This window comes from Pseudobutyrivibrio xylanivorans (genome assembly GCF_010906925.1).
In the GTDB taxonomy this organism is placed as follows: domain Bacteria; phylum Bacillota; class Clostridia; order Lachnospirales; family Lachnospiraceae; genus Pseudobutyrivibrio.
Map to the genome: position 1 here is coordinate 219,659 of NZ_VTVE01000004.1, position 14,851 is coordinate 234,509.

A 14,851-nucleotide genomic window follows, 5' to 3' on the forward strand; every position below is an offset into this window, starting at 1 on the left:
GACTAAGTATCTTATGGTGAGGTGGGAAATGGATAATTCAAAAAAGAGACTTAATGATATATTGCGTCAGCTGGCAGAGATAGATTATGTGCATCCTGAGGATATTCCTAATATTGATTTATACATGGATCAGGTGCTGACATTTTTGAATCAGGAGCTTGGTACTGTCCGAGAGGTTAATGAGGACAAGGCTATGACCAAGACCATGATTAACAACTACACCAAGAATCAGATTCTGCCACCACCTGAGAAAAAGAAATATTCTAGGGAGCATATGCTCAATTTGATTTTTATCTATTATTTCAAGAATTTCCTTGGGCTCAAGGATATCAAGAGTATATTAGACCCAATAAATGCCAAATATTACGGTGATAGTGAGGGCGTTGATTTCTTTGACATCTACTGCAATATGGTAGGCTACGAGCACACTGTTGCCAAGGAAGTTACAAAGGATATTATTAAAAAATATAATTTCAGCCGTGCGGTGTTTGAGGAGGAGGATGAAGAGAGCAAGGATATTTTACAGGACTTTACATTTATCTGCCTTCTTTCATTTGACGTGTTCGTAAAGAAGATGATGATAGAGCAGTATATTTCTGACCGCAGGAAAGAGGAAGAGGAGCAGGCGGATAAATCTGAGGACAGTGAAGCTAAGACAGAGGAATCACAGAAATAAATTGTTCTTTATACAAAGCATTATAAAGGTAGCATGAGATTTAATTCTATGTTACAATAATAGAACAAATTTTCGAAAATCTGCCATGGGTTCTATGGTAGATTTGCCATCTCTGGGGAGCTTACAGTGGAGATGGTTCAATACTTTTTTAGTAAGGATAATAATTAGTTATGGATTTAAGTATGTTAAATGATAGGCAACGAGAAGGTGTTGAGACTACTGAGGGCCCAGTTCTTATTTTGGCTGGCGCCGGCTCAGGAAAGACTAGGGTTTTGACACATCGAGTTGCTTATTTGATTGAGCAGGGAGTGATGCCATACAACATCATGGCCATTACTTTCACTAATAAAGCAGCCCGTGAGATGAGAGAGCGTATTGATAATATAGTAGGATTTGGTTCAGATGGTGTATGGGTAGCCACATTCCATGCTTCTTGTGTTCGCATTCTCCGTCGTTTCTGCGAGAATCTTGGACAGGGATACTCTAGCAATTTTACAATTTACGATACAGATGATTGCAAGACCCTTATGAAGGAGGTATGCAAGTATCTTCAGATTGATACTAAGCAGTTCAAGGAGCGTACTTTTTTAAATGTGATTTCCGATGCGAAGAATAAATTGATTGGGCCAGAGGAATTCACTAATCGTGCAATGGGAGATTATAATATGTCCCGTCAGGCTACAGTCTATAGAGAGTACCAGGCTAGACTTCGTCAGAATAATGCATTTGATTTTGATGATTTGATTATGAAGACAGTAGAGCTTCTCAAGCTTGATGGAGATGTGAGAGCTTACTACAATGACAAGTTCAAATACATCATGGTAGACGAGTATCAGGATACCAATGCAGCTCAGTTTGAGCTTGTGCGTTTGCTTACTGGAGCCGCTCAGAATATCTGTGTGGTTGGTGATGATGACCAGTCTATTTACAAATTCCGTGGCGCTGACATTTACAATATTCTCAACTTTGAGGAGCATTTTCCTGGGGCTCATGTAATAAAGCTTGAGCAGAATTACCGTTCTACAGGCAATATTTTGGAGGCGGCTAATTCTGTTATTGCCAACAATGAGGGACGTAAGGAAAAGGCACTTTGGACAGAGGCAGAATCCGGAGACAAGATTACATTCCAGCAGTTTGACAGTGCATACGAGGAGGCTAGCTATATAGCTGGTAATATTGGCGGTCTAGTTAGAAAAGGCGAGGCAGATTACAGAGATTGTGCTGTTTTATATCGTACTAACGCTCAGTCACGTCTTATAGAGGAAAAGATGATTTATGAGGGCATCCCTTATAAAATTGTAGGTGGCGTTAATTTCTATAGCCGTAAGGAAATCAAGGACGTACTGGCTTATTTGAAGACAGTTGATAACGGCAGTGATGATATTTCTGTTCAGCGTATTATCAATATTCCAAAGCGTGGAATTGGTGCTACAACTATTGCAAAGGTATCTGATTTTGCAAGAGAGCATGGACTTAATTTCTATGAGGCATTAGTTCACTGCGAGGATATTCCATCTATTGGGAAGGCAGCCACTAAGATTCAGGGATTTACCAGCCTCATTGAAAAGCTTCGCAAGATAGCCGCAGAGGAGTCTGTATCTGCTCTTGTGGAGGAGATTTTAGATCAGACTGATTATGTTGCTGAACTTAGAGCTGAGGGCACAGACGAGGCTAAGGCACGTATTGAAAATATCGACGAGTTGCTTACTAAGGCAGTAGCCTATGAAAAGGATACTAGAGATGATGGTGGTGAGCCTACACTTTCTGGATTCTTAGAGGACGTGGCTCTCGTTGCAGATATTGATAGCTATGAGGAGAGTGACAACTATGTTGTGCTTATGACTCTCCATGGCGCTAAGGGACTTGAGTTCCCTAGAGTATATATGGCAGGCATGGAGGATGGATTGTTCCCTGGTCAGGGGGCTATTTTCGATGGCGGCGGAGCAGATTCTGAGCTTGAAGAAGAGCGACGCCTTGCCTATGTAGGAATCACTCGTGCCAGAGAGCATCTTACTATGACAGCAGCCCGCATGAGGATGATTAGAGGCGAGACATCTTTCCACAAGATTTCTCGATTTGTAAAAGAGATTCCAGAGAGCCTTGTACAGGGCAATCTTTGGGAGCCAAAGCCTATGGATGATTATTCTAGCACTCCTATTGGTGAGTACTCGGTATATCAGAAGCCAACAGGATTTGGTAAGCCATTTGCTGCATCTACAAGCTATGGCAGCGCAGGCTCTACTGCATCCACTGGCAAGGGTAGCTACAGCGCTAGCAGATTTTCTGTTGGCAGCTCTACTACTGCAGTTGCCAATAAAAATGGCACTAAGATAGAAAAAGCTGAGCTTGACTACGGCATTGGAGATCGTGTCAGCCATATTAAATTTAAAGAAGGTACAGTAAAGGATATCATCGATGAGGGCCGCGACTACGAGGTTACGGTAGAGTTCGATGGTGCGGGCGTGAAGAAGATGTTCGCATCCTTTGCTAAATTAAAAAAGATTTAGATAGAGGTATATATGAAGCGTGGAGATATAGTTCAGGGAAAAGTAGTTAAGGTTTCTTTTCCTAACAAGGGAATAATAGAGACAGCCGAGGGAGACCGCCTTAGGGTTAAGGGAGTACTTCCAGGTCAGACTGTGTCTGTGAGAGTCAAAAAGTCATCAAAGGAAAAGGCCCAGGGCAATTTGCTTTCTGTAGATGCACCATCTCCACTTGAGATGGACGCCCCTGCATGTGTTCATTTTGGCAGATGTGGTGGGTGTACATACCAGTCTCTTTCCTATGAGAACCAGCTTAAAATAAAAGAGGACATGATACATGATCTCATGGTTCCTGTGATTGGTGAAGATGTTTGGAATGATACATACGAGGGTATCAAGGCCAGTCCAAATCAATTTGAATACAGAAATAAAATGGAATTTTCATTTGGAGATGAGGTCAAGGATGGACCTCTTACTCTTGGCATGCATAAAAAGGGCAGCTTCTATGATGTTGTGACAGTTGACGGTTGCCAGATTATCGACTCTGATATGAGACAGGTTCTCACCATCACTTTAGATTATTTTGCTAGATCTAATCAGCCATACTATCGCAAGAATACACATGAGGGATATCTGCGTCATCTTCTAGTTAGAAAAGCAGCTAAGACAGGCGAGATTCTTGTTGACTTGGTTACTAGCACTCAGATTTCATCCCTGTATGAGATTGCACTTTTAGAGGGATGGAAGCAGGAGCTTTTAGCTGCAACATGGACGGGACAGATTGCAGGTATTCTTCATACTAAAAATGATAGACAAGCAGATGTGGTTGCAGATGAGGGCACAGAGATTTTATACGGCCATACTTCTTTCAAGGAAGAGATTCTTGGACTTTCATTTACAATTACACCATTTTCATTTTTCCAAACTAATTCACTTGGTGCAGAGGTTCTCTATAGCACAGCTAGAGACTTCATTGCAGCAGGGGCAGATGGCGCAGAAGTATACGACCTCTATTCTGGCACAGGTACTATTGCGCAGGTTATTGCACCTGCAGCTAAGCACGTAACAGGTGTTGAGATAATTGCAGAGGCAGTAGAGGCTGCAAAAGAAAATGCTAAGCTTAACAACCTTGATAACTGCGATTTCATAGCAGGAGACGTACTGAAGGTTCTCGATGATATCACTGAAAAGCCAGATTACATTATCCTAGACCCACCACGAGATGGAATCCATCCAAAGGCTCTCGATAAGATTATCGACTACGGGGTAGATTCGCTCGTGTACATCTCATGCAAGCCAACAAGCCTTGCCCGCGACCTAGAGGTATTCCTCGCCCGAGGCTACAAGGTAACTCGCCTTGCATGCGTGGATATGTTCCCAGGCACTTACCATGTAGAGACAGTGGCAAAAATAGAGAGACAGTAATGGCCCTAGGGGACGGGGATAGTGGACCATTAAGAAGCGATGGGGGAGCAAACGATGCATTTTGTTGATGCCAAAGGGATACTCAATGGAAACAGTAGCCACTATGGAATGAATATATACAGGGGATGTTCCCATGGATGTATTTATTGCGATAGTAGGAGTAGATGTTATCAGTTTGACCATCCATTTGAGGACATAGAGGTAAAGCAGAATGCGCCGGAATTGTTGGAACAGGCCCTAAAATCCAAAAAGAAAAAGTGTATGATAGGAACCGGCTCTATGTCTGATCCTTATATGCATTGTGAGGAACAGCTGCAGCTTACAAGAAAGTGTCTTGAGATTATTCGTAAATACGAATTTGGTGTTACGATGATTACAAAATCAGACCGAATTCTTCGTGATATAGATCTTTTAGATGAGATTAATCGTTCTGCAAAGTGTGTGGTGCAGATGACACTCACAACCTATGATGATGAGTTGTGCAAAATAATAGAGCCTAATGTCTGCAACACAAAACGACGCATAGAAGTTTTAGAAGAAATGCAAAAGCGGGGGATTCCAACTGTAGTTTGGATTACACCAATTCTTCCTTTTATAAATGACACCGAGGAAAATATTACTTCAATTTTAAATGAGTGTGCCCGTGTAGGAGTTAAGGGAATAATTGATTTTGGAATGGGACTAACCCTTAGAGAAGGCGATAGAGAATATTACTATCAGGCTCTTGATAAGTATTTTCCTGGCTTAAAGGAGAAATATATCGAAACCTATGGGAATACCTACGAACTGCCAAGCCCTAACGCAAGAGAATTAAGAAATATACTTAAAAAGATATGTAAGGAAAATGGCATTTTATCAACTCCAGAGGAATGCTTTTCTTACATGAATGAATTGCCAGAAAAGTATTCTCAGATGAGTATATTTGATTTGTAGACTAGATGCTATTTTCTATGAATTATAAATAGGGGATTTATAAATAATTAAGAGGTATAAATATGAAAATAAAGTGCGACTATTGTGGTCAGATGATTGATGAGGGCCTTGATAGGTGTCCTAATTGTGGGGCATCGATTTCTGCTGTCAATCGTATGGCAAGTGGTGAGCCAAAGACAATCGAAGAGCTAAAGCAATGGTATGTTGCTCACAATCTTCCACCAGAGGAGACTACAAGATTTTTTATAGGCAAAGATATCAAAGAACCAAAGGCCTTTGGAATTTACAAAAATAGCAAGGGTGATTTTGTTGTATATAAAAACAAAGCGTCTGGTGAGCGAACTGTTCGCTATGAAGGTAGTGATGAGGGATATGCTGTAAATGAGCTTTATCAGAGACTTCGTGCTGAGATAGCTGACCAAAAGGAACACAGTAGAGGAAGAAGTAGATCATCTTCGGGTTATTCATGTAATCTGAACAGAAGTAGCAGAACTAGCTCAGATGTATCAATATTTCTTGTTATCTTCACTGTGGTTTTAATTATTATAATTTCTTCCGTTGTGGCTATTTTTGATAAATCGCCAAATGAGGGATATTACAGATATAAGGGGAATGATTACTACTATCAGGATAATGATTGGTATATATATGATTTGGCCACGGACTCCTGGGATTCTGTTTGGGATGAAAGTGAGCTGAATTCTACAATTAATTCAGATACTTATAGAGATTACCGTATATACGATCATGATGGTTCTCAATTTGAAGATTCTTCCTGGTATGATGCAGGAAGCGATGACGACGATAGCGATTGGGATAGTGATAGCTCTTGGGATTCTGATTGGGATGACTGGGATTCAGGAGGTACAGACTGGGATTCTGATTGGTAAATATTTAAAACTGCAAATGGTAACGGCTTTGATGCATTTATGATACATTTATAAAGTAGGATTATTGTAGAATGATAGATTCTTTGGGAGAATTGCTATGATTAACATACTTATTGTAGACGATGAAAAACCTATCGCTGACTTACTCAAAATGGGCATGACTAAGGCTGGATATAATTGTGTTTGTGCCTATGATGGAAATGATGCACTAGAGAAAATTGAAAAGCATCTATTTGATTTAATTTTACTTGATGTGATGATGCCAGGCGTTGATGGTTTTGAGCTGATGGAATATATAAGAGACATGAATATTCCTGTTGTCTTTTTGACAGCAAAATGTGCTTTGGATGACAAATTAAAGGGCCTGCGTCTAGGTGCAGAGGACTACATAGTTAAGCCTTTTGAGATGCTTGAGGTGGCTGCTAGAGTTGAGGGTATTTTGCGACGTCATGGCAAGCTTCAAGATACTATTAATATAGATTCGTTGGTAATCAATACTTCTGCCATGACAGTACAGCAAGATGGACAGGAGATTAATTTGACAAAAAAGGAATATGACCTCCTTTTAATCTTTGCCAGAAATCCTGGGATTGTTCTCTATAAGCAGACCATTTACGAGCAGGTTTGGGGTGGAGAATATCCAGAAAATACAAGAACAGTAGAGTTACATATTCAAAGACTGAAAAAGAAACTTGGGTGGACAGACAAGATCAAGCCTGTTTATACGGTAGGTTATAGATTGGTGGTGAACTGATGAACTATAGGCTGAAGCTCATTGTATCTTTTGCACTTTTGATTTCTCTTGCTTTTGGTATAGGTGGAACTTTGCTTATTTCTTCATCTTACTACTCTCTTTTAGGAGAAGAGGAAAGTGCAATTATAAATGAATATGAGACATTACAGAATAATCTTATGATGATTAATCATTTTTCTTCAGCTAGTTCTGCACAAAATATGCAGGAATTGATTGATCAAATGGTTGAAAGAAATATGGCCCATTGGCAGGCTCTTTCCATAAAATCATCAGGAGAGACTATTTTGGAAAGTGGTGACCAGTCCCTTATTTTAAACTATGTAAATAGTACAAAAGAAGGGACCTATTCTTATGTTCATATCAATGAGGGAAGCAGCCGACGATTGCTACTTTATAGCAAGATGAGTACCAAAAATGATGTATTAGACCTGCGTGCTTCATTTGATCTTTCTACATCATATAAGCAATGGAAGAGCCAATTGAGAATGTTTTGGGCTATATATGTTATGGTGGTAATTTTAGGTGTGGCAGTGGCAATACTGTTTGCAAATATTCTTACAAAACGTTTGCAGAGTTTGACAAATGCTACAAAAGAAATAGCTGGTGGAAACTTATCTATGAGAACTGGTCTTAGGACAGGCGATGAGTTTGAACAGCTATCTCGAGATTTTGATATTATGGCAGATCAGTTACAGGAGAATATTCAGCAGCTGAAAGAGGATGTTCAGCGTAAAGAAAACTTTATGGGTGCTGTTGCCCATGAGTTAAAAACTCCACTTACCTCAATTATCGGATATGCAGATTTGATGAGGCAGGGAGCCCTAGAGTCGGACGATAGATTAACCGCCGCTAATTATATTTATTCAGAAGGACAGCGTCTAGAAAAGCTTTCTCATAAGATATTAGATTTGCTTTTAATGGAAAAGGATACTTTTACATTAAGAAAAATCAGCATGAGGGCTTTTATGGAGCAGATTCTTACTACTACATATCCTCTTGCTAGAAAGAAAAACGTTAATCTTGTAGTATCAAGTGATGATGTATATATTTTTATAGAGCCAGACTTGGCCAAATCTCTTCTTTATAATCTTATTGATAATGCCATTAAAGCTACTCCTGAAAATGGTAAGGTTAAGGTTATAGCAAGAGGTATAAAAGGCGGCTGTGAGTTTGATATTTCTGATACGGGATGTGGTATGGAAAACAAGGAATTAGCAAAGATTACCGAGGCCTTCTACCGTGTAGATAAATCTCGTTCAAGAGCCCAGGGAGGAGCAGGTCTTGGACTTACACTTTGTAAGCGAATAGTTGATCTTCACAATGGAAATATGGTCTTTACCAGCAAGCCAGGAAGTGGAAGCCGTGTAGTGGTACAGCTATTTGGTAACATGAGCCAGGAGGTGGATTATGAAAAATAAAAAAACATCTCTTATAATAGTGTGTTCTCTTGTAATCATGGCATTCTTTTTTAGTCTCCCTGTTATAGTTTTAAAATCGAGTGATGCAATATCAGATGGCAAGATTTATACATCAGATATAAAAACCATCGAATTTGGGAAAAAGATTGATACGGAATCTTTAATATACCTGATTATTAATGGAATACGTATGGAAACACCAGAAAGTGAAATGAATCTGGAAGCTGATAACTTAAGGTCTACAATAAAGGACAGTCTTTCTTCATATTATGAGAATGGCTTAATTACAGAGGATTTTGATGATTATAGTATAAGAGAATATTGGAGCTATAGAGTATATAGCGATAGTGATTCTAATATTTCGGGAGCCTATTGGGTAATAGATATGCAAACCCAATCATTTCCCAAAAACTATTTGTTTTTGACAATAGATGATGAGACAGGGAAAATTCTTTTAATAACCTATGTCACTGAAGAATCAACATACGATGTGGCTGATTTGGAAACGTATCATGAAAAGCTATTTGAGACTTATTCTGATGCTGTTGGAATCAAGTTTGACGATTATTATGATGAGGGTTCAATTTACAACAGAAATACTAAGCAATACTATAAAGAAACAGCATATGGTAGATTTTGTCTGAATTTCTACTTAACAGATTATGGGTTTAATGTCACTCCGGGAATAGATACTTTCGAATGATGCAATTTTGATGCATTAACGAACAAATATAGATGCACCTCTTTATTATCATGTTAGATGAGTAAGGAGGTGCTATTTTATGTGTGGAATAGTTGGTTATACACAGAAGCAGAATAAAATGGTTCATGTATCAGTTTTAGAAAAAATGATGGATAGAATTGCCCATAGAGGACCGGATGGAAGTGGGCTTTATTATGATGCGAATATTGCAATAGGACATAGAAGATTGGCAATTATTGATGTGGATGGTGGCGAGCAGCCTATGAAAAATGAAGACCAATCCATAGTATGTGCCTTTAATGGAGAAATTTATAATTACAAAGAGTTAAGGATATATTTAATTGCTATAGGACATGAATTTAAAACAAATTGTGATACAGAGGTTTTAATTCATGGCTATGAGGAATGGGGCTATGAATTGCCTAAAAAACTCAGGGGAATGTTCTCCTTTGTTATTTGGGATGCAAAAAATAAAGAACTTTTCTGTGCACGAGATAATTTTGGAATCAAGCCATTTTACTATTATTTAAAAGATGGAAATTTCATGTTTGGAAGTGAGATAAAGAGCTTTCTTGAACATCCAGATTTTGAAAAAGAGCTAAATATGAAGCAATTAGAACGCTATTTAACTTATCAGTATTCGCCAGGAGATGAGACATTTTTTAAAAATGTTTACAAGTTGCCACCAGCCCACTATCTGGTTAGACGCGGTGAAAAAATGGAATTGGTGCAGTATTGGTATCCAGTTCGAAATGAAGATAAAGAGACTTCCATTGATGAATTCGCAAATAAGATAAGCGAGATTATGGAAGATTCTGTTAAGGCTCACAAGATAAGTGATGTAGAGGTTGGAAGTTTTCTTTCCTCTGGAGTGGATTCTACTTATTTATCTGCAATTTCTAAGGTGGACAAGACCTTTACCCTTGGATATGATGAAGAAAGATATGATGAATCATCTAAGGTTAAAAGTTTTCCAAAATCAGAGGATTACAAGAATTATTCAAGGATTCTTGGAAAAACAGAATTTTTCGATAGGGTTGGAGAGGTTCAGTATTACATGGATGAGCCGCTGGCAGATGCAGCTAGTATAGCTCTTTACTTTATAGATGAAGAGGCAGCAAAACATGTAAAAGTATGCCTTTCGGGAGAGGGGGCAGATGAGCTGTTTGGCGGATACAATGTCTATAAAGAGCCATTTATGTGGCAGGGGTATAACAAAATAAATCCTATTATAAGAAAGGGAATAGGTGCCATTGCAGAATTATTGCCTTCAATGCCAGGCAGAAATTTTGTTGTACGACATGCTAGCTCTGTAAAGGACAGATATATTGGACCTACATGTTTGTTTTCTGAAAAGGAAAAAAGAAAACTTCTTAAAAATTACATTGGAGTAGAAAAGAAAAAAGTCTCTTTATCAGTTCATTCCACAGAATCTGTTGAGGATGATATAAACTACATGCAGAAGACTGATTTAACTCAATGGTTAGTTGGAGACATTCTGTTAAAGGCAGACAAAATGAGCATGGCCCATAGTCTTGAGGTTAGAGTTCCATTTTTGGATAAGGAAGTTTTTGATGTAGCTAGTCGTTTGCCTGTTTCATATAGAGCTAATAAAGAAGCTACAAAAATTGCTTTCAGAAAATGCGCTGAAAAGGTAGTAGGTGATGAGGCGGCAAATAGAATGAAGAAGGGTTTCCCTGTACCTATTAGAGACTGGATAAAGGAGGAACCTTATCATCAGAAAATAAAAGATGCATTTGAAAGCCAGACTGCAAAGAAATTTTTTAACAGCAAGATGTTAGTGCGTATGTTAGAAAAGCATGTGTCTAATAAGGGAGATTACTGGAGATATATCTGGTGCATATATGTATTTTTAATCTGGTATGAAAGATTTTTCGAACCAGTTAGAGAGGAAGTGAAAATCAATCCCCAAAATGAGCAGATGAAACCAGTTTATTTACATGCATAGGAGAGTTGGTTTATTGTAATTTGCTGCTAGATAGTGATAATATAATAGCAAGCAGACAATGAAGTCTAAAAGGGACTCATTGTCTGCTTTTTTGTTTGCTAAAAAGTTATTAAAAAGGAGAAATAGAATTGAAAGACGGTTTCATAAAAGTGGCAGCAATAACTCCTAATGTTAAAGTTGCTGACGTGGATTATAACTGCCAGGAAATAGTGAAGAGAATACAAGAGGCAGCGGAAAAGGATGCTAAGGTAATGGTGTTTCCAGAACTTAGCATTACAGGCTATACTTGTCAGGATTTGTTTTTGCAGGATGCTTTGCTTGAAGCAGCAAAATGTGGCTTAAAGACTATAAAAAATTATAGTAGGAATATTGATGGAATAATATTTGTGGGCTTGCCATTAGATTTTAATGGAAAGCTTTACAATGTTGCAGCAGCAATCTCTAGGGGGAAAATACAGGGAATAGTGCCTAAAATATATTTGCCTAACTACAGTGAATTTTATGAAGCAAGGCATTTTATGTCAGGAAAAGATATTCAAACCACAATAGTAATAGATGGGGAAGAAATACCTTTTGGAACAAATCAAATTTTCACTTGTGAGGATATGCCATCTCTTAGAATCGCAGTAGAGCTATGCGAGGATTTGTGGGTGCCAAATCCACCTAGTGTTAATCATTGTTTAGAAGGGGCAAATGTAATTGTAAATTTATCTGCTTCTGATCAGATTATAGGAAAGGCCAGATATAGAAGAAATCTCGTTAATAGCCAGTCAGCGCGGCTTGTGTGTGGATATATATATACATCAGCAGGTCCTAGTGAATCTACTCAGGATGTAGTCTATTCCGGACATAATATCATATCTGAAAATGGTAAAATTCTTTCGGAATCAAAGCTTTTGGGGGAAGAAATGACTGTTTCAGAAATTGATACTAAATATCTAGAAGCGGAGCGGAGGAAAATGACGACTTATCAGACTTCGCAGAATAATGAAAATAGATACGTATATACGAATTTCACTCTAGAAATAATTGAGACGAATTTGACACGAATCATAGAACCGAAGCCATTTGTTCCTTCAATGATAGCGGAGCGTGAATTGCGAAGCAATGAAATTCTTACTATTCAGGCAATGGGGCTAAAAAAGAGACTAGAGCATATAGGATGTAAGACAGCAGTAATAGGTATTTCTGGCGGACTTGATTCTACACTTGCACTACTTGTTACTGCAAAAGCTTTTGACTATTTAGGTCTCGATAGAAAAGGAATAGTTGCTGTGACTATGCCTGGATTTGGAACCACAGACAGAACCTATGACAACGCAGTCAGATTGATAAAAGAGATTGGAGCTACATTTAAGGAAGTTAGTATCGTAAATGCGGTAGAGCAGCACTTTAATGATATAGAACAGGACCCAAATAATCACGATGTAACTTATGAAAATAGTCAGGCTAGAGAGCGTACTCAGATTTTGATGGATATAGCTAACAAAGAAAATGGCATTGTAATTGGTACAGGTGATTTGTCGGAGCTTGCACTTGGATGGGCAACATATAATGGTGACCATATGTCTATGTATGCTGTAAATGTTTCCATTCCAAAGACTCTAGTTAGATATTTAGTTCAATACTATGCAGATACTTGTGAAAAAGATGTTTTAAGTAAAACTCTCTATGATGTGTTGGATACACCTGTGTCTCCAGAACTATTACCTCCAACCAAAGGAGAAATATCCCAGAAAACAGAAGATTTGGTGGGACCATACGAACTGCATGATTTCTTCATTTACCATATGCTTAGACTTCAGCAGAGTCCCGCTAAGATATATCGTTTGGCAAAAATCGCATTTACGAATCAGTATTCGGATGAAGAAATATTAAAATGGGAAAAGATTTTTTGTAAGAGATTTTTTGCACAACACTTTAAGAGAAGCTGTCTTCCAGATGGCCCTAAGGTGGGCTCGGTTGCAGTATCGCCAAGGGGAGACCTTAGAATGCCATCAGATGCCAGCGCAGCTATGTGGCTAAAGGAGTTAGAATGTCTTTAAGCATTTTTAAAATAATCTACTAGGGCACCCTTCAATGCATTAGCTTCTGCACTTAATATGTTGCCCTTGCTGCTGACAATATATAGTTTTTTTACAAGAGTGTCTTCTTTGAATCTCAGCACTTTAATTTTGTCGGAAGTATTCTTTTTGGCTAGATATAAAAGACTCATTCCAAGGGCATAATTTTCTTCAGCCATTTTGTGAATCAAGTGAACGTCCGAGGTTTCAAGAATTATATTGGGAAATTCCACTGGGTGATCAAAATTATAAAGCTGATTTATGCTAGTAGATGACTTGGCATCTTTTACTACAATAGATTCACCTGTTAATTCAGAAAAAGACACGGTATCATTTTGGGCAAGAGGATGTTTTTTATTAACAACCAGACAAAATGGTTCAGTACATAATTGTTCATAATCAAAGTAATGAGGGTTGAATGGGCCAGGTACTATGGCTAATTCAACCTTATTATTTTTTATCTTATCGAAGATATAATCATCAGTGAATTCTTTCATATTGATTCGTATTTCCGGAAAGCTATCATTGAATTTCTTGAAAAATTTAGCTGGAATTAGCTGGGGTACATCATATGAACAATAGATAGAAACTGTTTTAATAGTACTATGACTTTTGAATAATCTATCAGAAACTAAATCGTATTCATCGAGAATGTTACGAGCATGAATTGACAAACGAGCAGCATCTTTTGTAGGAACTATTCTATTATGGTGATGCTCAAAAAGGTTTACACCAAGTTCCTTTTCTAAGGCAGCAATAGTTTTGCTGATTCCCTGAGGTGTTACAAAAAGATTTGTTGCTGCTTTTGAAATACTTTTTGTTGAATATACTTCAAGAAAATATTTAAGCTGACGCTGATTCATAATTTAATCCCCCTTACAAAAAAATAAGGCGCACGATTAGAAACCGTGCGCCTTTGCATTTGTTAGATTTATTATATCTATAGGTAGCATAAAGTCAAGTTACTTTAACCAAATGGTTTAGCAGATAAATAAAATTAGTGCTTTAACAATTTGTCTGATAATGATATAAATTACTCAACAACAATCAATCAACGTTATTAACACTGACGAACAAAGGCGTTCACACAAAATGTGTGAGCGCCTTTGTTATATGAGAATAAGAAAGTGAGGTAAGTGTTATGGAATTGACTAGAACAAATTATAGCTCAGGCGCACCACTTGAAGAGAAGGTTGGTTATTCGAGAATGGTAAAGGTTGGACCTTATATAAAAATAGGAGGAACAACATCAGTTCAGCCTGATGGAACAGTTTATGGAGTTGATGCATATGAGCAGACAAAATATGTACTTGATAAACAGATAAAGCTTTTGGAACAGGCAGGAGCTAAGAAAGAGGATGTATTCTCAGTTTTTATTTACACAACTGATATTAGCCAAGGAAAAGAAATATGCGAAGCTTATTCAGAATTCTTTAAAGAAGTAAAACCTTTAAACACAATGGTTGAAATATCAAGACTAAATCGTGAGACACAATTTGTTGAGATTGAAATGGAAGCAATGCTTACAGAATAAAGC

General features: G+C 38.0%; 12 protein-coding genes. 11 read left to right on the forward strand and 1 reads right to left on the reverse strand.

Going from position 1 to position 14,851, the window contains the following annotated elements:
- Positions 1-28 precede the first annotated feature (28 nt).
- The 10 genes from F0Q01_RS12290 (at position 29) to F0Q01_RS12335 (ending at position 13,296) form a co-directional block, all read left to right on the forward strand.
- Positions 29-676 carry a DUF1836 domain-containing protein gene (locus F0Q01_RS12290; protein ID WP_090489042.1) on the forward strand — a complete coding sequence of 216 codons (648 nt, stop codon included), beginning with the start codon at positions 29-31 and terminating at the stop codon, positions 674-676.
- Between the two features lie 170 nt (positions 677-846).
- Positions 847-3,183, forward strand: coding sequence for an ATP-dependent helicase (locus tag F0Q01_RS12295; protein ID WP_090489044.1), 2,337 nt, complete (start codon positions 847-849; stop codon positions 3,181-3,183).
- Between the two features lie 12 nt (positions 3,184-3,195).
- Complete coding sequence (gene rlmD / locus F0Q01_RS12300; RefSeq protein ID WP_090489047.1) at positions 3,196-4,584, forward strand: 23S rRNA (uracil(1939)-C(5))-methyltransferase RlmD; 1,389 nt, start codon at positions 3,196-3,198, stop codon at positions 4,582-4,584.
- Between the two features lie 54 nt (positions 4,585-4,638).
- Positions 4,639-5,517 carry an SPL family radical SAM protein gene (locus F0Q01_RS12305; protein WP_090489049.1) on the forward strand — a complete coding sequence of 293 codons (879 nt, stop codon included), beginning with the start codon at positions 4,639-4,641 and terminating at the stop codon, positions 5,515-5,517.
- Positions 5,518-5,579: 62 nt separating this feature from the next.
- Positions 5,580-6,407 carry a zinc ribbon domain-containing protein gene (locus F0Q01_RS12310; protein WP_090489051.1) on the forward strand — a complete coding sequence of 276 codons (828 nt, stop codon included), beginning with the start codon at positions 5,580-5,582 and terminating at the stop codon, positions 6,405-6,407.
- Positions 6,408-6,504: 97 nt separating this feature from the next.
- Positions 6,505-7,161: a response regulator transcription factor gene (locus F0Q01_RS12315; protein ID WP_090489052.1), complete on the forward strand. Its 657-nt coding sequence runs from the start codon at positions 6,505-6,507 to the stop codon at positions 7,159-7,161.
- Positions 7,161-8,579 (forward strand): sensor histidine kinase, encoded by a 1,419-nt coding sequence (locus F0Q01_RS12320; protein WP_090489054.1) that lies wholly within the window; start codon positions 7,161-7,163, stop codon positions 8,577-8,579. The genes F0Q01_RS12315 and F0Q01_RS12320 overlap by 1 nt, the downstream gene beginning before the upstream one ends.
- The gene (locus tag F0Q01_RS12325; protein ID WP_090489056.1) at positions 8,569-9,282 is read left to right on the forward strand and encodes a hypothetical protein; all 714 of its coding nucleotides are present in this window, start codon (positions 8,569-8,571) and stop codon (positions 9,280-9,282) included. Before F0Q01_RS12320 ends, F0Q01_RS12325 begins: the two co-directional genes overlap by 11 nt.
- Positions 9,283-9,361: 79 nt before the next feature.
- Entirely contained in the window at positions 9,362-11,251 is a 1,890-nt protein-coding gene (asnB, locus tag F0Q01_RS12330; RefSeq protein ID WP_090489058.1) for an asparagine synthase (glutamine-hydrolyzing), read from the forward strand.
- A 128-nt stretch (positions 11,252-11,379) separates the two neighbouring features.
- Positions 11,380-13,296: an NAD(+) synthase gene (locus F0Q01_RS12335; RefSeq protein WP_090489060.1), complete on the forward strand. Its 1,917-nt coding sequence runs from the start codon at positions 11,380-11,382 to the stop codon at positions 13,294-13,296.
- Here the strand turns inward: F0Q01_RS12335 and F0Q01_RS12340 are convergent.
- Positions 13,293-14,177 (reverse strand): LysR family transcriptional regulator, encoded by an 885-nt coding sequence (locus F0Q01_RS12340; protein WP_090489062.1) that lies wholly within the window; start codon positions 14,175-14,177, stop codon positions 13,293-13,295. The genes F0Q01_RS12335 and F0Q01_RS12340 overlap by 4 nt on opposite strands.
- A 278-nt stretch (positions 14,178-14,455) precedes the next feature.
- Here F0Q01_RS12340 and F0Q01_RS12345 point away from each other — a divergent pair, with 278 nt between their 5' ends.
- Entirely contained in the window at positions 14,456-14,848 is a 393-nt protein-coding gene (locus F0Q01_RS12345) for a Rid family hydrolase (RefSeq protein WP_090489064.1), read from the forward strand.
- The last annotated feature ends 3 nt before the right edge of the window (positions 14,849-14,851 follow it).